The sequence below is a fragment of the Streptomyces sp. SID5469 genome (genome assembly GCF_009862865.1).
GTDB classification, from domain to species: Bacteria; Actinomycetota; Actinomycetes; order Streptomycetales; family Streptomycetaceae; genus Streptomyces; species Streptomyces avermitilis.
The window spans coordinates 7,346,277-7,368,856 of the sequence record NZ_WWIN01000001.1; the positions used below are offsets into that span (position 1 = coordinate 7,346,277).

General features: G+C 70.8%; 18 protein-coding genes. 14 read left to right on the top strand and 4 right to left on the bottom strand.

Features of this window, described 5'->3' with window-relative positions:
• Positions 1 to 187 precede the first annotated feature (187 nt).
• Positions 188 to 580 carry a DUF3040 domain-containing protein gene (locus tag GTY58_RS31800; protein WP_010987510.1) on the top strand — a complete coding sequence of 131 codons (393 nt, stop codon included), beginning with the start codon at positions 188 to 190 and terminating at the stop codon, positions 578 to 580.
• A gap of 389 nt (positions 581 to 969) precedes the next feature.
• Here GTY58_RS31800 and GTY58_RS31805 read toward each other — a convergent pair whose 3' ends face one another.
• The 4 genes from GTY58_RS31805 to GTY58_RS31820 form a co-directional block, all read right to left on the bottom strand.
• Entirely contained in the window at positions 970 to 3,357 is a 2,388-nt protein-coding gene (locus tag GTY58_RS31805) for a transglutaminaseTgpA domain-containing protein (protein ID WP_010987511.1), read from the bottom strand.
• Positions 3,354 to 4,712 carry a DUF58 domain-containing protein gene (locus GTY58_RS31810; RefSeq protein WP_037646761.1) on the bottom strand — a complete coding sequence of 453 codons (1,359 nt, stop codon included), beginning with the start codon at positions 4,710 to 4,712 and terminating at the stop codon, positions 3,354 to 3,356. The genes GTY58_RS31805 and GTY58_RS31810 overlap by 4 nt, the downstream gene beginning before the upstream one ends.
• Positions 4,712 to 5,743, bottom strand: a complete 1,032-nt coding sequence (locus tag GTY58_RS31815) for a MoxR family ATPase (protein ID WP_010987513.1) — start codon at positions 5,741 to 5,743, stop codon at positions 4,712 to 4,714. Before GTY58_RS31815 ends, GTY58_RS31810 begins: the two co-directional genes overlap by 1 nt.
• Positions 5,744 to 5,990: 247 nt before the next feature.
• On the bottom strand, positions 5,991 to 6,539 hold the full coding sequence (locus GTY58_RS31820) for a carbonic anhydrase (protein ID WP_010987514.1): 549 nt from the start codon (positions 6,537 to 6,539) through the stop codon (positions 5,991 to 5,993).
• Between the two features lie 447 nt (positions 6,540 to 6,986).
• On the opposite strand from GTY58_RS31820, the gene rsmH reads away from it, so the two are divergent.
• The 13 genes from rsmH (at position 6,987) to GTY58_RS31885 (ending at position 22,452) form a co-directional block, all read left to right on the top strand.
• Entirely contained in the window at positions 6,987 to 7,943 is a 957-nt protein-coding gene (rsmH, locus tag GTY58_RS31825; protein WP_010987515.1) for a 16S rRNA (cytosine(1402)-N(4))-methyltransferase RsmH, read from the top strand.
• 31 nt (positions 7,944 to 7,974) lie between these two features.
• A complete protein-coding gene (locus GTY58_RS31830) occupies positions 7,975 to 8,481 on the top strand; it encodes a septum formation initiator family protein (RefSeq protein WP_078234553.1) in 507 nt (168 codons plus the stop codon).
• 5 nt (positions 8,482 to 8,486) lie between these two features.
• Positions 8,487 to 10,439 carry a penicillin-binding protein 2 gene (locus GTY58_RS31835; protein ID WP_269966655.1) on the top strand — a complete coding sequence of 651 codons (1,953 nt, stop codon included), beginning with the start codon at positions 8,487 to 8,489 and terminating at the stop codon, positions 10,437 to 10,439.
• A 30-nt stretch (positions 10,440 to 10,469) separates the two neighbouring features.
• Positions 10,470 to 12,125 carry a UDP-N-acetylmuramoyl-L-alanyl-D-glutamate--2,6-diaminopimelate ligase gene (locus tag GTY58_RS31840; RefSeq protein ID WP_167544204.1) on the top strand — a complete coding sequence of 552 codons (1,656 nt, stop codon included), beginning with the start codon at positions 10,470 to 10,472 and terminating at the stop codon, positions 12,123 to 12,125.
• A 4-nt stretch (positions 12,126 to 12,129) separates the two neighbouring features.
• Positions 12,130 to 13,545 carry a UDP-N-acetylmuramoyl-tripeptide--D-alanyl-D-alanine ligase gene (murF, locus tag GTY58_RS31845; protein WP_010987519.1) on the top strand — a complete coding sequence of 472 codons (1,416 nt, stop codon included), beginning with the start codon at positions 12,130 to 12,132 and terminating at the stop codon, positions 13,543 to 13,545.
• Positions 13,542 to 14,615 carry a phospho-N-acetylmuramoyl-pentapeptide-transferase gene (gene mraY / locus GTY58_RS31850; protein WP_010987520.1) on the top strand — a complete coding sequence of 358 codons (1,074 nt, stop codon included), beginning with the start codon at positions 13,542 to 13,544 and terminating at the stop codon, positions 14,613 to 14,615. Before murF ends, mraY begins: the two co-directional genes overlap by 4 nt.
• Positions 14,597 to 16,015: a UDP-N-acetylmuramoyl-L-alanine--D-glutamate ligase gene (gene murD / locus GTY58_RS31855; RefSeq protein WP_171033153.1), complete on the top strand. Its 1,419-nt coding sequence runs from the start codon at positions 14,597 to 14,599 to the stop codon at positions 16,013 to 16,015. The genes mraY and murD overlap by 19 nt, the downstream gene beginning before the upstream one ends.
• Before the next feature lie 64 nt (positions 16,016 to 16,079).
• Positions 16,080 to 17,429, top strand: coding sequence for a putative lipid II flippase FtsW (gene ftsW, locus GTY58_RS31860; protein WP_010987522.1), 1,350 nt, complete (start codon positions 16,080 to 16,082; stop codon positions 17,427 to 17,429).
• Between the two features lie 6 nt (positions 17,430 to 17,435).
• Entirely contained in the window at positions 17,436 to 18,527 is a 1,092-nt protein-coding gene (gene murG / locus GTY58_RS31865; protein ID WP_010987523.1) for an undecaprenyldiphospho-muramoylpentapeptide beta-N-acetylglucosaminyltransferase, read from the top strand.
• A gap of 215 nt (positions 18,528 to 18,742) precedes the next feature.
• On the top strand, positions 18,743 to 19,534 hold the full coding sequence (locus tag GTY58_RS31870) for an FtsQ-type POTRA domain-containing protein (RefSeq protein ID WP_010987524.1): 792 nt from the start codon (positions 18,743 to 18,745) through the stop codon (positions 19,532 to 19,534).
• Positions 19,535 to 19,810: 276 nt separating this feature from the next.
• Positions 19,811 to 21,001 carry a cell division protein FtsZ gene (ftsZ, locus tag GTY58_RS31875; RefSeq protein WP_010987525.1) on the top strand — a complete coding sequence of 397 codons (1,191 nt, stop codon included), beginning with the start codon at positions 19,811 to 19,813 and terminating at the stop codon, positions 20,999 to 21,001.
• Positions 20,998 to 21,726, top strand: a complete 729-nt coding sequence (gene pgeF, locus GTY58_RS31880) for a peptidoglycan editing factor PgeF (protein WP_010987526.1) — start codon at positions 20,998 to 21,000, stop codon at positions 21,724 to 21,726. The genes ftsZ and pgeF overlap by 4 nt, the downstream gene beginning before the upstream one ends.
• Positions 21,727 to 21,732: 6 nt before the next feature.
• A complete protein-coding gene (locus tag GTY58_RS31885; RefSeq protein ID WP_010987527.1) occupies positions 21,733 to 22,452 on the top strand; it encodes a YggS family pyridoxal phosphate-dependent enzyme in 720 nt (239 codons plus the stop codon).
• Positions 22,453 to 22,580: the final 128 nt, after the last annotated feature.

A 22,580-nucleotide genomic window follows, 5' to 3' on the forward strand; every position in this document is an offset into this window, starting at 1 on the left:
ATCGGGGGAGACCGTCCGGCATGACGGGTCGGCCGCTGGGGAATGCAAGCTTCAGCGAGTCGGAACCCGTCATGGCGGTTTCGGTTGGCCAATTGGCGTAGAGGGGCGGGTTTCAAGGGGGCGATTCCCTGCCTATCCTGAAGGGGACCCCCAGTCGCCCCGGCGACTGCACGATGAGGAGGACTCCGTGCCGCTCTCGGAGCACGAGCAGCGAATGCTCGAGCAGATGGAGCGAGCGCTGTACGCCGAAGATCCCAAGTTCGCGACAGCGCTTGAGGGAAGCGGGCTGCGTACGTACACCCGGCGACGGGTTTACCAGGCGGTCGCGGGCTTCCTGGTGGGTATCGCGCTCCTCATGGCCGGAATGGTCGCACAGCAGATCTGGATCAGTGTGGTGGGGTTCCTCGTCATGCTGGGCTGTGCGGTGCTCGCCGTCACCGGTTGGCGCAAGGCCCCCAAGCCGGGTGAGCAGTCGGCCGCCGGTGCGCCCGGGGCCCGCCGACAGCCGCGCCGGCGCCGCTCCATGATGGACCGCATCGAACAGCGCTGGCAGCGCCGTCGCGACGAGCAAGGCCACTAGGCCCTCCGGGCGGCAGTCGAAGACATGCGTAAGGGGTGACCACCCACAGCAGGTGGTCACCCCTTACGCACGCCCTGAGCCGACCTCCAACGGCCCCCCGCACGGTCCCTGCCGCAGCCGCAGCCGCAGCCGCAGCCGCAGCCGCAGCCATAGCCGGGGCACCGCAGCAGCCACATCCCCGCAGCCTCACCAGTCCTCCGCAGTTTCCGCGGGCCCGGGGTGCCGGCGGAGCCCCACAGCCAGCCCAACAGCCAACGCCGCCCCCCGCCCCGGCCACCCACGCGAACGCCCCGCCCGCCGGGCGAACCCGGGCGGACGGGGCGTCTGACATGAGCCGGTTCAAACGGCCGTGCCAATCGGCAGTGCCAGTCAGCCGTTCAGCCAGCCGTTCAACCGTTCTGGCTCGACGGCCGTCTCGGCAGGGTCGGCCGACGGGCCGCCAGGTTCGTCCTCAGCGCCGTCCAGCGGTCGGACACCGCCCAGGCCATCCGGACAGCTGAACGCGGCGCCAGCAGAGCACGCAGGCGTGTCGGGCGGCTCACCGTGGAGTTCAGGGCACTCCCGACGAGGCGGGCGTCCTCCGCCAGCCCCGCCGTCGGGCGGGGGCGCGGCGCGTACAGAACCTGTTCCACCGCCGCCGCCAGCCGGTGCACCGCTGCCGCGGCCGCGGGATCCAGATGACCGAGACGGGCGATCCGGGCCGCGGCCTTGCGCGGTGTCTGGGACTCGTCCGGCGCGATCCCGTGGTCCCACGCCGTATCGGTCACCTCCTGCCAGGCCGCCAGGGCGTGGGCCGCCGCACTCTCCTCCGTACGGCCGTGCGTACCGAGCCGTACGGCCCGCACCCGCATCCGCCACAGCATCGGCAGGAACGGCAGCACCAGCACCACGAGCCCCACCAGGGTCCACAGCAGGATCCCGTACCACGGCGGACCGGCGTCGCCCGAGCCCGCCACGGCCTGCGCCGACTGGCTCGGGCACGCCTCCAGCTTCCGCTCCTGGGCCGAGCAGCTCGCACTCGCCGACGGCGCGGCCGACGGTGCGGCGGACGCCGACCGCGTCGGCTTCGGCACATCGGGACTGTCACCGGACGGGGTGTCCGACTGCGTGTACGTCGGCGTCGTCCCCCGGTTCGGGGTCGGCTCGAAGCGGGTCCAGCCCACGCCCTCGAAGTACAGCTCGGGCCAGGCGTGCGCGTCCCGCAGCCCCACCGACATCGAGCCGTCCGCCTGCGGCGAGCCCGGAGTGAAGCCCACCGCGACCCGGGCCGGTATCCCCAGCGTCCGCGCCATCGCGGCCATCGCGAAGGAGAAGTGGACGCAGAAGCCCTGCTTCTGCTTCAGGAACCGGGCGATCGCCGCGGAGCCGCTGCCCGCCTGCACCTGGGTGTCGTACGTGAACCCGCCGTTCACGGCGAAGTAGTCCTGGAGCTTGACCGCCTGCTCGTAGTGGTTCGCCGAGCCGTCCGTGACCTCGCGTGCCGTCCTGGCCACCACGGCCGGCAGCGAGTCGGGCACCTTGGTGAACTCGCGCTTCAGCGCCGCCGGCGGCTCGGGTGACAGGGCGAGCTGTTCCGCGGTCGGCTGCACGATCAGGCTCTTGACCGTGTACTGCGCACCCCGGGTGTTCTGGCCGTGGTCGCCGACGAGCGTGCGCCCGATCGGCTCGTACCGCCACTTGCCCTTGATCTGCACACCGGTCGCGGGGTACGGCATCGGCAGCCAGTCCTGCGCGTACCAGTCCGCCGCCGAGACACGGGTCTCGATCTCGGTCCGCCGTATGTCGGTGCCGAGCCCGATCGGCGTCTGGAAGGTGTCCGGCACCCCGACGATGTGCCGCTGGGCCGGCTTCCAGGACGTGCCGTCGAAGTCGTCCAGGGAGACGATCCGCAGATACATGTCCCGGGTGTTCTCGGTGTTGGTGCGGTACGACATGACCTGGCGGTCCTGATCCACGTTCAGACTGTCGCGCAGCGACACCAGCGGGTTCACCGCGGAGATCGTGCCGCCGTCGCCGGTCCCGGCGCCCACGCCGGTCCTGGCACCGTCCAGCAGCCCGCCGTCGAGCGCGGGCAGGCCGAGCGGCACGATCAGGGCGACGCCCAGCGCGACCGCGCCGATGCGCCGGCCGGTGCGCACGGGTGCCACGGCGCCGCCGGAGTCGGTGCCCGGCGCCCGGGCCGCGCCGCCGAAGACGCGCCCCCACTGGGAGAGGCGGTCGCGGCCCTCGGCCAGCAGCAGCATCAGATAGCCCGCGGCCGCGACCACGAACCACAGCCAGTCGGCCGCGCCGTCGGACAGCCCCGCGGCCACCGAGTACAGGGCGAGCAGCGGCAGTCCGGCCGGGGCCGCGGTGCGGAACGTCACCGCCAGCGCGTCGACCGCGAGCCCGATCACCAGGACGCCGCCGACCATCATCAGCCGGATCCCGGGAGACAGCGGCGCGGGTATCGCGTAACGCCCGACATCGTCCGTGCCCGACTGGAGCAACTCCCCGAAGCGTTGGAAGACGTCCGGCCCGGGGATGAAGCCGGCGAGGGCCTGTTCCCGGGCGAACGTCAGGGTCAGCAGCAGCAGGGTGACCAGCACCTGGCAGGCGATGGTCAGCGGCCGGGCCAGTGGGACCCGCCGGGTCAGCGCCCCGACCCCGGTCTGCACCGCCACCAGGAACGCCGCCTGGAAGAGCCAGGTCGGCGGATCGACCAGCGGCAGCAGCGCGCACGATGCCATCAGCGTCGCCGCCGCGGCACACAGCGCCAGGCGGGCGCGCCCGCTCATGACCGTCCCTCCGTACCGCTTCCGGCGCCGATGCCCATGCGCTGTCGGTCCGCCTGGCGCCACAGGTCGGCGAGTCCGGCTCCCCGTGGCACCTTCAGCGCCGTCCAGCCCGCCTCGCGCAGCATCCGCAGCCGCTCCTCGCTCTTGTCCAAGGGGCCCGGCACATCGGCCGCCTCGCGCACCCAGCTCTCACTGTCCAGCAGGAACGCCACCGCCCCACCGCTGCGCGGGCGCATCTTGGCGACCACCGTGGCCTGTTCCTCGTCGAGGTCGCCGAAGAAGGCGACCAGCAGGCCCTCGTTGCCCCCGCGCAGCACGTCGTAGGCGTGGGACAGGCCCGTGCCGTCCGAGTGGTCGATCACCGCGAGGGTGTCCATCATCAGTCCGGCCGCGTCGGCCGACTCCTGGCTCGCGCCCGCGAACCCGTCGGCCCCCTCGGCGGGCACCGAACTGCCGGTGTCCGTCAGCAGCCGCACCGAGAAGCCCCGTTCGAGCATGTGCACCAGCGTGGACGCCGCACCCGAGACCGCCCATTCGAACGCCGAGTCCGGGCCCGCGCCCTGGAAGGCGAGGCCCCTGGTGTCGAGGAACACCGTGCAGCGGGACCGCTGCGGCTGCTCCTCACGGCGGACCATCAGCTCGCCGTAGCGCGCGGTCAGCCGCCAGTGGACCCGGCGCAGATCGTCACCGTGCCGGTACCCGCGCGGGATCACGTCGTCCTCGCCCGCCAGCGCCAGTGCGCGCTGCCGCCCGTCGCCGTACCCCTTCGCCTCGCCGCTCAGCCGTACAGGCGGCAGCGGCTCCACGCGCGGGATGACCGTCAGGGTGTCGTACGTCGAGAAGGAGCGGGTCAGCTCGCACATGCCGAACGGGTCGGTGAGCCGCAGCTGGAGCGGGCCCAGCGGGTAGCGGCCGCGCAGATCGGAGCGCACGCGGTAGGACACCTCGCGGCGCCCGCCCGCCTCCACCCGGTCCAGGACGAACCGGGGGCGCGGCCCGAGCACGTACGGCACCCGGTCCTGGAGCATCAGCAGTCCGGTGGGCAGCCGCGAGACGTTGTCCATCCGCAGATGGACCCGGGCCTCGGAACCGGCGGGCACGCGCCCCGGGGACAGCCGGCGGCTGCCCGCGACCCGGTAGCGCGTGCGGTACAGCACGGTCGCGCACACCAGCGGCAGCACGGCCAGCAGCAGACCGACCCGGAGCAGATCGCTCTGCCCCAGGACGTAGGCGCAGATGGCGGCAGCGATGCCGGCGGCCAGGAAGGAGCGCCCGCGCGTGGTGAGACCGGCGAGGGCCGTGCGCAGCCCGCCCTTGTCCTCCTCGGGGGTGGGGGCCGGCGCCCCTTGCGTCATCACAGCCTCCGGGGTGGCTGCTGGCCGAAGGCGCCACGGCCCGTGGTGAAGCCCGCCTGCTGCTGGGGCGTCGCCGGCACGGCGGTGCGCTGAAGGATCTCCTGGACGACCTGTTCCGCCGTACGACGGTTCAGCTGGGCCTGAGCGGTGGGCAGCAGGCGGTGGGCCAGGACGGCCACGGCGAGCGCCTGTACGTCGTCCGGCAGGGCGTACTCCCGGCCGCTGAGCGCGGCGGACGCCTTCGCCGCGCGCAGCAGGTGCAGCGTGGCCCGCGGCGAGGCGCCGAGTCTCAGGTCGGGGTGGGTGCGCGTGGCCGCGACCAGGTCCACCGCGTACCTGCGGACCGACTCGGCGACATGGACCGAGCGCACCGCGTCGACCAGCTTCACGATCTCGTGCGCGTGCGCCACCGGCTGGAGGTCGTCCAGCGGGTTCACCCCGCCGTGGATGTCGAGCATCTCCAGCTCGGCCTCGGCGCTCGGATAGCCGATGGAGACCCGGGCCATGAAGCGGTCGCGCTGGGCCTCCGGAAGCGGGTAGGTGCCCTCCATCTCGACCGGGTTCTGCGTGGCCACCACCATGAACGGGCTCGGCAGCTCATAGGTGTGCCCGTCGATCGTGACCTGGCGTTCCTCCATCGACTCCAGGAGCGCGGACTGCGTCTTGGGCGAGGCGCGGTTGATCTCGTCGCCGATCACGATCTGCGCGAAGATCGCGCCCGGCTTGAACTCGAATTCCCGGCGCTGCTGGTCCCAGATGGACACACCCGTGATGTCCGAGGGCAGCAGGTCGGGCGTGAACTGGATACGCCGCACCGAGCAGTCGATGGACCGCGCCAGTGCCTTGGCGAGCATGGTCTTGCCGACGCCCGGGACATCCTCGATCAGAAGATGTCCCTCGGCGAGCAGCACGGTCAGCGAAAGCCGTACGACCTCTGGCTTGCCTTCGATCACTCCTTCCACCGAACTGCGGACGCGCTCCACAGTGGCGGTCAGATCTGTAAGGCTCGCTCGATCGTCATAGGTCGTCACCCGGCCCTCCTCGGCCCGTTCTTTCTCCGGGCCGACGCTCTGCGATGCGGACCGGCCCACCCCGAAACACGGACACCACGCGCATAGTTCCGCGTGACGTCACACCCGCATTCTTGTTGCCGTTACCGGTTCGTGTCACTCGCCTGTGGATAACTGGCCGCGATATGCCGGACTTACGACCTATTGCAATGCCGGGACCGGGGCTTTTTCCGTGACGAGAGTGCCCTGTGGGGCGCCGGCAGGACGGCTAGGCGGGGTCGATCTCGCGCAGCCGGCCCGTTTTCACGTCGAAGACGAAGCCGCGCACGTCGTCGGTGTGCAGCAGGAACGGGGAGGTCCGTACGCGCTGCATGGACTGCCGAACGTCCTGTTCGACGTCCCGGAAGGCCTCGACCGCCCAGGCCGGACGCTGTCCGACCTCCATCTCCAGCTCGTGCCGGAAGTCCTCGGTGAGGGACTCCAGACCGCAGCCGGTGTGGTGGATGAGGACCACGCTGCGGGTGCCGAGCGCCCGCTGGCTGATGGTGAGGGAGCGGATCACGTCGTCGGTGACCACACCGCCCGCGTTGCGGATGGTGTGGCAGTCGCCCAGTTCCAGGCCGAGCGCGGCATGCAGGTCGAGCCGGGCGTCCATGCAGGCGACCACGGCGACGTGCAGGACGGGGCGCGCGTCCATGCCGGGGTCGGAGAACGCGGCGGCGTACCGCTGGTTCGCGTCGATCAGGCGGTCGGTCACGGTGCCGTCGGTGGATATGGCGTCTTCGGGTTCAGTGGGAACGGATGCGGAAGTCGTCATACCTATGACGGTACTGGTCACCTGCGGTCGGGGCGCGCTGTGAGTGGGGACAAAGAACGCCATCGTGACGTGTTGTGAGGTAACCCACACGAGGGGTTGCTCAGTGCCCGTATGGGTGATTGCCATGGATTTGCGGCTTCGCCGGGGCGGGGGTACGCGACGCGCAGGCCGGTTGATTGACCGGAAGACAGGGTGGACTAAAGTGACGCGAAGTGGGAGGCGAGGCGCTCTCCCTGCGGATTGTTCACCCCAGGAGACCTCGGCCATGTGCCGGAATCTCCCCGCGTGCGCGGCGCGTACGTACGGCTCGGCCTCCTCCCGCTCCGGTCCGCTGACGCTTCCGGCGCCGGCAGGCCTCCCCGTCACCGGGGGCACCTCCCAGCGTCAGCCGGGGGAGGGCGGGGACCCGGCGGTGCGTGCGCCCCGCGCCGGACCTGAGAGGGCCCCTTGAGCCAGAGTCGACACGTCCCGGTCATGCTCCAGCGGTGCCTGGACATGCTGGCCCCGGCCCTCACCGAGCCAGGAGCCGTCGTCGTCGACTGCACCCTTGGTCTCGGCGGCCACAGCGAGGCGCTGCTGACGCAGTTCCCCGAAGCCCGGCTCGTCGCCCTGGACCGGGACAAGGAGGCGCTGCGCCTGTCCGGTGAGCGGCTCGCCCCCTTCGGTGACCGCGCCACCCTGGTGCACGCGGTCTACGACGAGCTGCCCGACGTACTCGACCGGCTGGGCGTGCCCCGCGTCCAGGGCGTCCTGTTCGATCTCGGCGTCTCCTCCATGCAACTCGACGAGGCCGACCGCGGCTTCGCCTACGCCCAGGACGCCCCCCTCGACATGCGCATGGACCAGACGACCGGCATCAGCGCCGCCGAGGTCCTCAACACCTACCCGCCGGGCGAGATCGTCCGGATCCTGCGGGCGTACGGCGAGGAGAAGCAGGCCAAGCGGATCGTCTCGGCCATCGTGCGCGAGCGCGAGAAGGAGCCGTTCAGCAACAGCGCGCGGCTGGTGGAACTGATCCGTGACTCGCTCCCGCAGGCCGCCAAGCGCACCGGCGGCAACCCCGCCAAGCGCACCTTCCAGGCCCTGCGCATCGAGGTCAACGGTGAGCTGTCCGTCCTGGAGAGGGCGATTCCCGCGGCCGTGAAGGCGCTCGCCGTCGGCGGCAGGATCGCCGTCCTGTCGTACCACTCGCTCGAAGACCGCCTGGTGAAGCAGGTGTTCGCGGCCGGTGCCGCCACCACCGCGCCGCCCGGTCTGCCGGTGGTCCCCGAGCGCTACCAGCCCCGGCTCAAGCTCCTCACGCGTGGTGCCGAACTTCCCACCGAGGAAGAGATCGCCGAGAACCGGCGGGCCGCCCCGGCGCGGCTGCGCGGCGCGCAGCGCATCCGCGAGGACGCCGAGTGAGTCGTACGACATGAGACGAAGGGGAGGGCGCGTGAGCGGGAAACCTCAACTGAAGGGCCGGGCCGCGCGGCTCGCGCGGCTCTTCCCGGCCGGCGCGGGACAGGCCGCCCGCGCCCCCTTCGTCCTGCTGGTCGTCCTGCTGCTCGGCGGCGGACTCATCGGCCTCCTGGTACTGAACTCCGCGCTCAGTGAGGGCTCGTTCAAGCTCGACGACCTCCAGAAGGAGACGAAGAGCCTCACCGACGAGGAGCAGGCGCTCCAGCGGGACGTGGACGCCTACTCCGCCCCCGACGCCCTCCAGCGCCGCGCCCGCGAACTCGGCATGGTCCCCGGCGGCGACCCGGCCTTCCTCGATCCCGACGGCACCGTCAAGGGCGTCCCCCGAGCCGCCGGGCAGTCCTCGCTGCGGACCTCGGCGGTGCGCCCGCCCGAGGTCCTCTCCCCGTACCCGGCGCCGCCGCCCGCGCAGTCGCACCCCCTCGGCGCACCCGCCACGACCACCCAGCCCGCACTCCCCTCCTCGACTACCGGCAGGTGACGGAAGTGTCCGACAGGGAACCGCCGCGCCGCCGCGTGCCCGGACCCGCCAGGCCCGTACGCCCCGGCAACCAGCGCCGACCCGGCCCGGGCGCCCGCCCCGCGCGCCGCCCCGCCCCGTCCCGCGGCCCCGCCCCGCGCACGATCCGGCTCGGCAGCCCCCGGCCCCGGCTGCGCATGGTCAGCCTGGCGCTCACCCTGGTGATGATCGCCTTCGTCGTACGGCTGCTCCAGGTGCAGGCCGTCGACGCGAGCACGTATGCCGCCAAGGCCGACAAGAACCGGTACGTCGGCCATGTCCTGACCGCCGAGCGCGGCGGCATCACCGACCGCGGGGGAGTGGCGCTCGCGATCAGCGTGGACGCCAACGACATCACGGCCGACCCCACGATGTTCACCCGCAAGCAGCTCAAGATCGACGACGGTCCCGAGCAGGCCGCCGCGCTCCTCGCGCCGATCCTCGGCCAGGACCAGGCGACGCTCACCGAGAAGCTCAGGACCAGCAACACGCAGTACGTCCTGCTCGCCCGCCGTCAGACCCCCCAGGTCTGGAAGCAGATCAAGGACCTGAAGACCGCCCTCACCAAAAAGGCCGAGAGCGACGGGAGCACCGTGAACGTCCTCGCGGGCGTCTTCCAGGACCCCAGCAGCAAGCGCGTCTATCCGAACGGCGACCTCGCCGCCGGGATACTGGGCTGGGTCAACGCCGAGGGCAAGGGCGGAGGCGGGATCGAGCAGCAGCTGAACAAGGAGCTCACCGGCAAGGACGGCAAGATCCGCTACGCCCAGTCCGGCGGCCGTCTGGTGCCCACCGCGGGCTCCACCGAGACCCCCGCCGTGGCCGGCTCCGACGTCGAGCTGACCATCGACCGCGACATCCAGTGGGCCGCGCAGAACGCCATCACCGAGCAGGTGGAGAAGTCCGGGGCGGACCGCGGCTACGTGATGGTGCAGGACACCAGGACCGGCGAGATCCTGGCCATGGCCAACTCGCCCGGCTTCGACCCCAACGACCTGTCCAAGGCCAGCTCGGCGGCCCTCGGCAACGCGGCCCTCCAGGACGCGTACGAGCCCGGCTCCACCGCCAAGGTCATGTCCATGGCCGCCGTGCTGGAGGAGAACGTCGCCACACCCGAGACACATGTCGTCGTGCCCAACCGGCTGCACCGCGGCGACCGGCTCTTCCAGGACGACATCGACCACCCGACCTGGAACCTGACGCTCAACGGCGTGCTCGCCAAGTCCAGCAACATCGGCACCATCCTGGCGGCGGGACAGCTCGGCAAGACGCAGAAGCAGGCCAACGAGGTCCTGTACTCGTACATGCGCAAGTTCGGCATCGGCCTCCCCACCGGGCTCGGCTTCCCGGGCGAGACCTCCGGCATCCTCGCGCCGGCCGCCAAGTGGTCGACCTCGCAGCAGTACACGATTCCTTTCGGCCAGGGCGTGTCGATCAACGCGATGCAGGCGGCCTCCGTCTACTCGACGATCGCCAACGGCGGCGTACGCGTCGAGCCGACACTGGTGCGCGGCACCAAGGGGCCCGACGGACGCTTCACTCCGGCGCCCCGGCCCAAGAAGACCAGGGTCGTGAGCGAGAAGACGGCGAAGACCCTCGCCCAGATGCTGGAGTCCGTCGTGGACGACGAGGAGGGCACCGGCGCCAAGGCCCGTATCCCGGGCTACCGGGTGGCGGGCAAGACCGGTACGGCCAACCGCGTGGATCCGGCCACCGGCAAGTACCACGGCTACACCTCGTCGTTCGCCGGATTCGCACCCGCCGACAACCCCCGGATCACCGTCTACTGCGCCATCCAGAACGCCACCCAGGGCAGCTACTTCGGCGGCCAGATCTGCGGTCCCATCTACAAACAGGTCATGGAATTCGCCCTCAAGACCCTCCAGGTCCCGCCCACCGGGGCCGGGGCCGCCCATCTGCCCGTCACCTTCACACCGTGAGCGGCACGGAAACAGACCAGGAACCAGCTCGTGACAACGATCACCCCCGGGCCCGGGAACCAGGGCTCGCCACGCCCCTCACTTCGCTCCGCCGGGGGTGCGCCCGGTACGCTCACCGCCGTGCCACACGCTGATCAGTCCCAAACCACCCAAAAAGGCGCTCCTGTGACATATCCAGGGCCGCCCCGACCGGCTCATGTCTCCGCCACACCCCTCGCGGAACTGGCCGGTCAGATGGGTGCCGCCACGCCGGAGCGCGACGCCGAGGTCACGGGGATCACCCACGACTCGCGCGCCGTCCGCCCCGGCGACCTGTACGCCGCCCTGCCCGGCGCCCGCCTGCACGGCGCCGACTTCGTGACCCAGGCGGCCGGCCTGGGCGCCGTGGCCGTGCTCACCGACCCGACGGGCGCCGATCGTGCCGCCGCCACCGGTCTGCCCGTGCTGGTCGTCGACGACCCGCGTGGCCGGATGGGCGAGCTGGCGGCCACGATCTACGGCCACCCGGGGCGCGACCTGCTCCAGATCGGCATCACCGGCACCTCCGGCAAGACCACGACCGCCTACCTCATCGAGGGCGGTCTGAGGACGGTCCGCAGCACCGGGCTGATCGGCACCGTCGAGATGCGCATCGGCGACGAGCGCATCAAGTCCGAGCGCACCACCCCCGAAGCCACCGACCTCCAGGCCCTGTTCGCGGTCATGCGTGAGCGCGGGGTCGACGCGGTCGCCATGGAGGTCTCCAGCCACGCGCTGGTCCTCGGCCGGGTCGACGGCTGCGTCTTCGACATCGCCGTCTTCAACAACCTCAGCCCGGAACACATGGAGTTCCACTCCGACATGGAGGACTACTTCCGGGCCAAGGCGCAGCTGTTCACCCCGCAACGCAGCAAACTCGGTGTGGTCAACTTCGACGACGAGTACGGCCGCAGGCTGGTCGAGGAAGCCGGCGTCCCGATCGTCACCTTCTCCGCCGAGGGCCATCCCGACGCCGACTGGCGCGCCCAGGACGTCGAAGTCGGCCCCATGGACTCGACGTTCACCGTGATCGGCCCCAAGGAGGAGCGGATCACGGCCAGGTCGCCGCTCGCCGGGCCCTTCAACGTGGCGAACACCCTCGCCGCGATCGTCGCCCTCGCCGCGGCCGGGCTCGACCCGCAGGCCGCCGCCGACGGCATCGCCGCGGTGCCGGGCGTGCCGGGCCGCCTGGAGCGCGTGGACGTGGGCCAGCCGTACCTCGCGGTCGTCGACTACGCCCACAAGACCGACGCCGTCGAATCGGTGCTGCGCGCCCTGCGCAAGGTCACCGAGGGCAAACTGCACATCGTGCTCGGCTGCGGCGGCGACCGGGACAGAACGAAGCGGATGCCGATGGGCGCCGCCGCGGCCCGGCTCGCCGACACCGCCGTACTGACATCGGACAACCCCCGCTCGGAGGACCCCCTCGCGATCCTCGCCACGATGCTGGCGGGCGCCGCCGAGGTGCCCTCGCACGAGCGCGGCGAGGTCCAGGTCTTCGAGAACCGGGCGGCCGCCATCGCGGCCGTCGTCGCCCGCGCACGGCCGGGCGACACCGTGCTGGTCGCGGGCAAGGGGCATGAGCAGGGCCAGGACATCGCCGGTGTGGTGCGTCCCTTCGACGACCGCCTGGTGCTACGCGAAGCTATCCAGCAGACCCAGGGATGAACTTGTGATCGCCCTCTCTCTCGCCGAGATCGCAGCAGTCGTCGGCGGGCAGACGTACGACATACCGGATCCGGCGGTACAGGTCACCGGACCGGTCGTCCGGGACTCCCGTGAGGTGGAGTCCGGCAGCCTCTTCGTCGCCTTCGCCGGTGAGCGCGTGGACGGCCACGACTTCGCGGCAGCGGTCGTGGAAGCGGGCGCCGTCGCCGTTCTGGCGTCCCGCCCCGTCGGGGTGCCCGCGATCGTCGTGGACGACGTCCAGACGGCGCTCGGGGCCCTCGCGCGCCATGTCGTGGAGCGCCTCGGCGCGACCCTCGTGGCGCTCACCGGCTCCGCGGGCAAGACCAGCACCAAGGACCTGATCGCCCAGGTGCTGAGAAGCAAGGCGCCGACGGTCTTCACGCCCGGCTCGCTCAACAACGAGATCGGGCTGCCGCTCACCGCCCTCAGCGCCACCGAGGAGACGAAGTTCCTCGTGCTGGAGATGGGCGCCCGCGGCATCGGTCACATCCGCTACCTCGCGGATCTCACGCCTCCGAAGGTCGGTCTCGTCCTCAACGTCGGCACCGCCCACATCGGCGAGTTCGGCGGCCGCGAGCAGATCGCGCAGGCCAAGGGCGAGCTCGTCGAGGGTCTTCCGCCGGCGGAGGACGGCGGCGCCGCGATCCTGAACGCCGACGATCCGCTCGTCCGCGCCATGGCGTCCCGCACGAAGGCGCGCGTGATCCTCTTCGGAGAGTCCGACGAAGCGGACGTACGCGCCGAGAACGTCCGTCTCACGGCCGGCGGACAGCCCTCGTTCAGCCTTCACACACCCTCCGGGTGCAGCGATGTGACCATGCGCCTGTACGGTGAGCACCACGTGTCGAACGCGCTCGCCGCGGCCGCCGTCGCCCATGAGCTGGGCATGTCCGCAGACGAGATCGCCCGTGCGCTCTCCGAGGCGGGCTCCCTCTCCCGTTGGCGGATGGAGGTCACCGAGCGCCCGGACGGCGTGACGGTCGTCAACGACGCCTACAACGCGAACCCCGAGTCCATGCGAGCCGCCCTGCGCGCGCTCGCGGCAATGGGCAAGGGGCGGCGGACCTGGGCGGTGCTCGGCAAGATGGCCGAGCTCGGGGACGAGGCGCTCGCCGAGCACGACGCGGTCGGACGGCTCGCCGTCCGGCTCAATGTCGGCAAGCTCGTCGCGGTCGGGGGCAGGGAAGCGTCCTGGCTGCAACTGGGCGCATATAACGAGGGTTCGTGGGGTGAGGAGTCGGTGCACGTGTCCGACGCACAGGCGGCTGTCGACCTGTTGCGCAGCGAGCTGCGCCCGGGGGACGTCGTTCTCGTGAAGGCGTCCCGGTCGGTCGGGCTGGAGAGCGTTGCACAGGCGCTGCTCGAGACCGGTGCCGAGGGTGAGGTTGTCGCCCGATGATGAAGCAGATCCTGTTCTCAGGAGTCATTGGTCTCTTCCTGACCCTGGTCGGCACTCCGCTGCTGATCAAGCTGCTCGCCCGCAAGGGCTACGGGCAGTACATCCGTGACGACGGCCCGCGCGAGCATCACAGCAAGCGCGGTACGCCGACCATGGGTGGTATCGCCTTCATCCTGGCGACGATCATCGCGTACTTCATGTCCAAGGTGATCACGGGCTACACGCCGACCTTCTCGGGTCTGCTGGTGCTCGGCCTGATGGCCGGCATGGGCCTGGTCGGCTTCCTGGACGACTACATCAAGATCGTCAAGCGGCGCTCGCTCGGTCTGCGGGCCAAGGCGAAGATGGCCGGTCAGCTGATCGTCGGTATCGCCTTCGCGGTCCTCGCGCTGCAGTTCGCGGACAACCACGGCAACACCCCGGCCTCCACCAGGCTCTCCTTCGTGGAGGACTTCGGCTGGACCATCGGCCCGGTGCTGTTCGTGATCTGGGCCCTGTTCATGATTCTCGCCATGTCGAACGGCGTGAACCTGACGGACGGTCTGGACGGTCTCGCCACCGGCGCCGCGACCATGGTCTTCGGCGCGTACACGTTCATCGGCGTCTGGCAGTTCCAGGAGTCCTGCGCCAACGCGCAGACCCTCACCAACCCGGCCGCCTGCTACGAGGTACGCGACCCACTCGACCTCGCGGTCGTCGCCTCCGCCCTCATGGGCGCCTGCTTCGGCTTCCTGTGGTGGAACACGTCGCCCGCCAAGATCTTCATGGGTGACACCGGATCCCTCGCGCTCGGCGGCGCGCTCGCCGGTCTCGCGATCTGCTCCCGCACCGAACTGCTGGTCGCGCTCCTCGGCGGCCTCTTCGTCCTGATCACCATGTCGGTCGTCATCCAGGTCGGCTCCTTCCGGCTCACCGGCAAGCGGGTCTTCCGAATGGCGCCACTCCAGCACCACTTCGAACTCAAGGGGTGGTCCGAAGTCCTTGTGGTGGTCCGCTTCTGGATCATCCAGGGCATGTGCGTGATCGTCGGTCTCGGCCTCTTCTACGCAGGATGGGCAGCCAAGAAGTGACCAACTGGCAGGGCAAGAACGTCACCGTCGCCGGGCTCGGCGTCTCCGGTATCCCGGCGGCCCGCGTGCTGCACGGCCTCGGCGCGGTCGTCACGGTCGTCAACGACGGCGACGACGAGCGCTCCCGGGCCCAGGCCGCGGATCTGGAGGCGCTCGGCATCACCGTGCGCCTCGGTGACGGCGCGACCCTGCCCGAGGGCACCGAGCTCATCGTCACCACACCCGGCTGGCAGCCGGACAAGCCGCTGTTCGCCGCGGCCGCCGAGGCGGGCGTCCCGGTCTGGGGCGACGTCGAACTCGCCTGGCGGCTGCGCGGCCCCGGATCCGCGCCCTGGCTCGCCGTCACGGGCACCAACGGCAAGACCACGACCGTGCAGATGCTCGCCTCGATCCTGACGGCCGCGGGCCTGCGCACGGCCGCGGTCGGCAACATCGGCGTCTCGCTCCTCGACGCGGTCCTCGGCGAGGAGACGTACGACGTCCTCGCGGTCGAACTCTCCAGCTACCAGCTGCACTGGGCGCCCTCCCTGCGCGCCCACTCCGCCACCGTCCTGAACATCGCGCCCGACCACCTCGACTGGCACGGCTCCATGGAGGCGTACACCGCCGACAAGGGCCGTATCTACGAGGGCAATCGGGTCGCCTGCGTCTACAACGTGGCCGACAAGGCCACCGAGGACCTGGTGCGCGCGGCGGACGTCGAGGAGGGCTGCCGGGCCGTCGGCTTCACGCTGGGCACGCCCGGACCGTCCCAACTCGGCGTCGTGGAGGGCATTCTGGTCGACCGCGCCTTCGTCGAGGACCGGCAGAAGAACGCCCAGGAGCTGGCCGAGGTGGCGGACGTGCATCCGCCCGCGCCGCACAACATCGCCAACGCCCTTGCGGCAGCGGCCCTGGCGCGCGCCTTCGGGGTGCCCGCCTCGGCGGTACGGGACGGACTGCGGGCCTTCCGCCCGGACGCCCACCGCATCGCGCACGTCGCCGACGTGGACGGGGTCACCTACATCGACGACTCCAAGGCCACCAACACGCACGCCGCGGAAGCCTCTTTGGCGGCGTACGGGTCCATCGTCTGGATCGCCGGCGGGCTCGCCAAGGGCGCCTCCTTCGACGAGCTGGTGGCCAAGTCGGCACAGCGGCTCCGGGGTGTGGTGCTCATCGGTGCGGATCGTGCGCTGATCCGTGAAGCCCTTGCGCGACACGCCCCGGAGGTACCCGTCGTCGACCTCGACCGGACCGACACTGGGGCGATGCCCGCGGCTGTCCAGGAGGCGCGGCGGCTCGCCGTCGCCGGCGACACGGTACTGCTGGCCCCGGCCTGTGCCTCGATGGACATGTTCGCCAACTACAACAAGCGCGGTGACGCGTTCGCGGAGGCGGTTCGCGGACTCGGAGCCTGATCCGGCCGCCTCGCCGGGCGACCTTGGGAGGGACGCGTGACACCGCTCAGGCCCGGAGACGCCGATGCCCACTAGCCGTACCGGCCGGCCCCCCGTCCAGCGTGCCACCAGGCGGCCCGCCGCGTCCCGCTCCCGGCGCGAGAACCCCGTACAGAGCCTCTACCACCGCGCCAGGCGCGCCTGGGACCGGCCGCTGACCGCCTACTACCTGATCCTCGGCAGCAGCCTCCTGATCACCGTGCTCGGTCTGGTGATGGTCTACTCGGCCTCGCAGATCACCGCGTTGCAGATGTCGCTGCCCGGTTCGTACTTCTTCCGCAAGCAGTTCCTGGCGGCCTCGATCGGCACCGTACTGCTGCTGACCGCCTCGCGGATGCCGGTGAGGCTGCACCGGGCGCTGGCGTACCCGCTGCTGGCCGGCGCCGTCTTCCTGATGATCCTGGTGCAGGTGCCGGGGATAGGCGTGGCGGTCAACGGCAACCAGAACTGGATCTCCGTCGGCGGCCCGTTCCAGCTTCAGCCGAGCGAGTTCGGCAAGCTCGCCCTCGTGCTGTGGGGCGCCGATCTGCTCGCCCGCAAGCAGGACAAGCGGCTGCTGACCCAGTGGAAGCACATGCTGGTGCCGCTCGTCCCGGCGGCCTTCATGCTGCTCGGGCTGATCATGCTCGGCGGCGACATGGGCACGGCCATCATCCTGACCGCGATCCTCTTCGGGCTGCTGTGGCTGGCGGGGGCGCCGACCAGGCTGTTCGGCGGTGTGCTGGCCATCGCCACGACCATCGGGATCATCCTCATCAAGACCAGCCCGAACCGCATGGCCCGCCTCGCCTGCATCGGCGCCACCGATCCCGGGCCGGGCGACCACTGCTGGCAGGCCGTGCACGGCATCTACGCGCTCGCCTCGGGCGGAATCTTCGGTTCCGGGCTCGGCGCCAGTGTGGAGAAATGGGGCCAACTCCCCGAAGCGCACACCGACTTCATCTTCGCCATCACCGGGGAGGAACTCGGTCTGGCGGGGACGCTGTCGGTGCTCGCCCTCTTCGCGGCTCTAGGCTATGCGGGTATCCGCGTGGCCGGACGCACGGAGGACCCCTTCGTGAGGTACGCCGCGGGAGGTGTGACCACCTGGATCACGGCTCAGGCCATGATCAACGTAGGTGCGGTGCTCGGTCTGCTGCCGATCGCCGGTGTCCCGCTCCCGCTGTTCTCCTACGGGGGTTCCGCCCTGCTGCCGACCATGTTCGCCATCGGGTTGCTGATCGCCTTCGCGCGCGACGAGCCCGCTGCGCGGGCCGCGCTTGCGATGCGGCAACCTCGCTTTGGTAGAAAGCGGGCTGGAGGTCCTGCGGGGCCTCGGAGATGGAAAACGATGAGACGGCGTGCCTCGGCGGCGCGTTCGTCCGGAGAGCGGTGAATTTCGGTGCATGTCGTACTCGCCGGTGGGGGGACCGCCGGCCACATCGAGCCCGCGCTCGCCCTCGCGGACGCCCTGCGCAGGCAGGACCCGACCGTGGGGATCACGGCCCTGGGAACGGAGCGCGGCCTCGAGACCCGTCTCGTACCCGAGCGCGGTTACGACCTCGCGCTGATCCCCGCCGTCCCGCTGCCACGCAAGCCCACGCCCGAGCTGATCACCGTCCCCGGGCGGCTGCGCGGCACGATCAAGGCGGCCGAGCAGATCCTGGAGCGCACCAAGGCGGACGCCGTGGTCGGCTTCGGCGGCTATGTCGCCCTGCCCGGCTACCTGGCCGCCAAGCGGCTCGGTGTGCCGATCGTCATCCACGAGGCCAACGCCCGCCCCGGCCTGGCCAACAAGATCGGCTCGCGGTACGCGGCCCAGGTCGCCGTGTCCACCCCGGACAGCAAGCTGCGCGGCGCCCGCTACATCGGCATCCCGCTGCGCCGCTCCATCGCCACCCTCGACCGGGCCGCCGTACGCCCCGAGGCGCGCGCCGCGTTCGGACTCGACCCGAACCTGCCGACGCTGCTGGTCTCCGGCGGCTCGCAGGGCGCCCGCCGGCTCAACGAGGTGGTCCAGCAGGTCGCGCCGTACCTCCAGCAGGCCGGCATCCAGATCCTGCACGCGGTCGGCCCGAAGAACGAAATGCCGCAGGTCCACCAGATGCCGGGGATGCCCCCGTACATCCCGGTACCGTACGTGGACCGGATGGACCTCGCCTACGCCGCTGCCGACATGATGCTCTGCCGCGCGGGCGCGATGACCGTCGCCGAACTCTCCGCCGTCGGACTCCCGGCCGCCTACGTCCCGCTGCCCATCGGCAACGGCGAACAGCGGCTGAACGCCCAGCCGGTGGTCAAGGCCGGCGGCGGCCTCCTCGTCGACGACGCGGAACTGACACCCGAGTGGGTCCAGGGCAACGTCCTGCCCGTCCTCGCCGACCCGCACCGGCTGTACGAGATGTCCCGCGCCGCCAGCGAGTTCGGCCGTCGGGACGCCGACGACCTGCTCGTCGGCATGGTGTACGAGGCAATCGCCGCACGCCACCGCTAGGGTCTGTCCCGCGGGTCGGCCCGACGCGAGGCGGCGGCGTCCGACCGGCGGAGCCGAGCGGGGTCCGGTGGGTCAACTGCGAGGCGGCGGAGGCTGTGACGTCAGCCGCCGCCGCGGCGACCGCCAAAGCCGCGGCAGATGTACTGGCGGACCACGCGGCCCCCGGCGGGAGCCGCCTGACGGGCCCCAGGAAGGCATGAGGGAAGGCAGGGAGCGTGGCCGGACCGACGACCGCCGAGCGCGGCGAACGGCAGAAGCTGGAGTCCGGCCCGCCCCGGCTGCCCCGCCTGCGGCCCCGGCCCCGTACGTTCATCATCCTTTTGTGTGCGGTGGTGTTGGCGGGCGCCGGATCCGTGTGGGTCCTCTACGGTTCCCCGTGGCTGCGCGTGGAGCGTGTGTCCGTCTCCGGGACACGGGTCCTGACGGAGGGTCAGGTGCGCGAAGCGGCCGATGTGTCGCTCGGATCGCCCCTGATTTCCGTCGGTATCGACGAGATTGAGGCGCGATTGCGCCAGAAATTGCCCCGAATTGACTCGGTTGATGTCGTCCGTTCCTGGCCTCATGGAATCGGGCTGAAAGTGACCGAGCGCACTCCGGTCCTGATTGTCGAAAACTCCGGAAACGGGGGAAAGTACGTCGAAGTGGACGCCAAGGGAGTGCGATTCGCGACGGTTTCGGACGCTCCGAAGGGCGTGCCCGTGCTGGAATTGGCCGTCTCCCGGTCGGCGGCGGCCCTGCGGCGCTTCCCCGAGGCCCGGCTGGTGCGGGAGGCGGTCCGGGTCGCCGGGGACCTCCCGGCCGCCGTCGCCCGCGACACCGGCACCGTCAAGGTCCGCTCGTACGACTCCATCTCGCTGGAGTTGAGCGGCGGTCGCACCGTGATGTGGGGGAGCGGCGAGAAGGGCAGCGCGAAAGCCAGGACGCTCACCGCTCTCCTGAAAGCCTCTCCCGGGGCGCGGCACTTCGACGTGAGCGTGCCCACTGCCCCTGCGTCATCAGGGAGTTGACGCACATCTGCGCAGGCCAGCACCCTGGTTGGGCACTGCTACGGCTGATCACATAGGGTGAAAAGAAAAACGGGAGGTTCGGCGTGTTCGTTGAACGTGCGCCACTTGTCGACTTAGTGTCCTGTTCGGAAGAGTCCAGGGAACAGACACACTGGTAACCCTAAACTTCAGCGTTAGGGTTCGGGTCGGCGTTCGGACCGTCCCATTCGGCATCAGTCGTCGGATCGCGTCATCCGCGAGGCGGCGACACGTAACTCGAGGCGAGAGGCCTTCGACGTGGCAGCACCGCAGAACTACCTCGCAGTCATCAAAGTCATCGGTGTCGGCGGCGGTGGTGTCAATGCCATCAACCGGATGATCGAGGTCGGTCTCAAGGGCGTCGAGTTCATCGCCATCAACACGGACGCGCAAGCTCTGTTGATGAGCGACGCCGACGTCAAACTCGACGTCGGTCGCGAACTCACCCGCGGACTCGGCGCCGGAGCCAACCCGGCTGTCGGCCGCAAGGCAGCCGAGGACCACCGCGAGGAGATCGAGGAGGTCCTCAAGGGGGCCGACATGGTCTTCGTGACGGCCGGGGAAGGCGGCGGCACCGGCACCGGCGGCGCGCCCGTCGTGGCCAACATCGCCCGCTCGCTCGGCGCCCTCACCATCGGCGTGGTCACGCGCCCGTTCACTTTCGAGGGACGGCGCCGCGCCAACCAGGCGGAGGACGGCATCGCCGAACTCCGCGAAGAGGTCGACACCCTCATCGTCATCCCGAACGACCGGCTGCTGTCCATCTCGGACCGCCAGGTCTCGGTCCTCGACGCCTTCAAGTCGGCGGACCAGGTCCTGCTCTCCGGTGTTCAGGGCATCACCGACCTCATCACCACGCCCGGTCTGATCAACCTCGACTTCGCCGACGTGAAGTCCGTGATGTCCGAGGCCGGTTCGGCGCTCATGGGCATCGGCTCGGCCCGCGGCGACGACCGCGCGGTGGCGGCGGCCGAGATGGCGATCTCCTCGCCACTCCTGGAAGCCTCCATCGACGGCGCCCGTGGCGTCCTGCTCTCCATCTCCGGCGGCTCCGACCTCGGCCTGTTCGAGATCAACGAGGCGGCCCAGCTGGTGAGCGAGGCCGCGCACCCCGAGGCCAACATCATCTTCGGCGCGGTCATCGACGACGCCCTCGGCGACGAGGTGCGCGTCACCGTCATCGCCGCCGGGTTCGACGGCGGCCAGCCGCCTTCGAAGCGGGACACCGTCCTCGGCTCGTCCTCCGCCAAGCGCGACGAGCCCACGCCGGCCCGGCCCGCCGAGAGCCGCCCGTCCTTCGGCTCGCTCGGCAGCGTCACGCCGAAGGAGGCCCCGGAGCCCGCGCCGGAGCCGGTGAACGAACTCCCGGTCTCGCCGCCGGTCCCGCCGTCCCGGACCTACTCGGACAGCGCGGCCGAAGAGCTGGACGTGCCGGACTTCCTGAAGTGATAGGACAGCGCGACACCGTGAGCGGCGCGCACTTCGCCTTCACCGACCGGTGGGGCGGGGTGAGCGCCGTTCCGTACGAGGAGCTCAACCTCGGCGGAGCGGTCGGCGACGACTCCGACGCCGTACGTACCAATCGTGAACTGGCCGCCAAGTCCATGGGGCTCGACCCGGCCCGGGTGGTCTGGATGAACCAGGTGCACGGGCCGGACGTGGCCGTGGTCGACGAGCCGTGGGGGGCGCGGCCCGTGGCCGAGGTCGACGCGATCGTCACCCGGCGCCGCGGACTCGCCCTCGCCGTACTCACCGCCGACTGCACGCCGGTTCTGCTCGCCGACCCCGTCGCCGGGGTCGCGGCCGCCGCCCACGCCGGGCGGCCCGGCATGATCGCCGGAGTCGTGCCGGCCGCCGTCGAGGCGATGGTGGAGCTGGGTGCCGACCCGTCCCGGATCGTCGCCCGTACCGGCCCCGCCGTCTGCGGCCGCTGCTACGAAGTGCCGGACGCGATGCGCGCCGAGGTCGCGGCCGTCGAACCCGCGGCGTACGCCGAGACCAGTTGGGGCACGCCCGCGGTGGATGTGAGCGCCGGCGTGCACGCGCAGCTCGAACGGCTCGGGGTGTGCGACCGGGAGCAGTCGCCGGTGTGCACCCTCGAATCCGGTGACCACTTCTCGTACCGCCGCGACCGCACCACCGGTCGGCTCGCGGGCTATGTCTGGCTGGACTGATGGTGCATGACGGACCGTAAGGATCAACTCGCCGCAAACCTGGCGAAAGTGGAGGACCGCATCGCGGCCGCGTGTGCGGCCGCCGGGCGTGGGCGGGAGGAGGTGACCCTCATCGTGGTCACCAAGACCTACCCTGCGATCGATGTGCGGATCCTGTCGGAACTCGGTGTGCGCGATGTCGCCGAGAACAAGGACCAGGACGCGGCGCCCAAGGCCGCCGAGTGCTCGGATCTGCCGCTCAAGTGGCACTTTGTCGGTCAGTTGCAGACCAATAAGGTGCGCTCTGTGGTGGGTTATGCCGATGTCGTGCAATCCGTCGATCGTCCCAAGCTTGTCACGGCTCTGTCGAAGGAAGCCGTGCGCGCCGGGCGCGAAGTGGGCTGCCTGATCCAGGTCGCGCTGGATGCTCAGGAGTACGGACGGGGAGAGCGCGGCGGTGTGGGACCCGGCGGACTCGAAGAGTTGGGCGACCTCGTCGCCGAGGCTCCGGGCCTGAGGCTGGACGGGCTGATGACCGTCGCGCCGCTCACCGGGGAGTACGCGGGTCGCCAACGGGCGGCGTTCGACCGGTTGATGGATTTGTCGACTGACCTGCGCCGAGCCCATCCGGCTGCGAACATGGTTTCCGCAGGGATGAGTGCGGACCTCGAGGAGGCCGTGGCGGCCGGGGCGACACATGTGCGCGTCGGCACTGCGGTACTCGGCGTCCGCCCCAGGCTCGGGTAACGTCGCCAAGAAGTCGGACCACAGCAGAAAATATGGTCATTACCGCCGATAGGCGGGCGCAACGACCTCGTGGATCGCGGGCACTTGGCACATCGTCAGTGGATCCACCACAGAGCGGAGGACTCAGA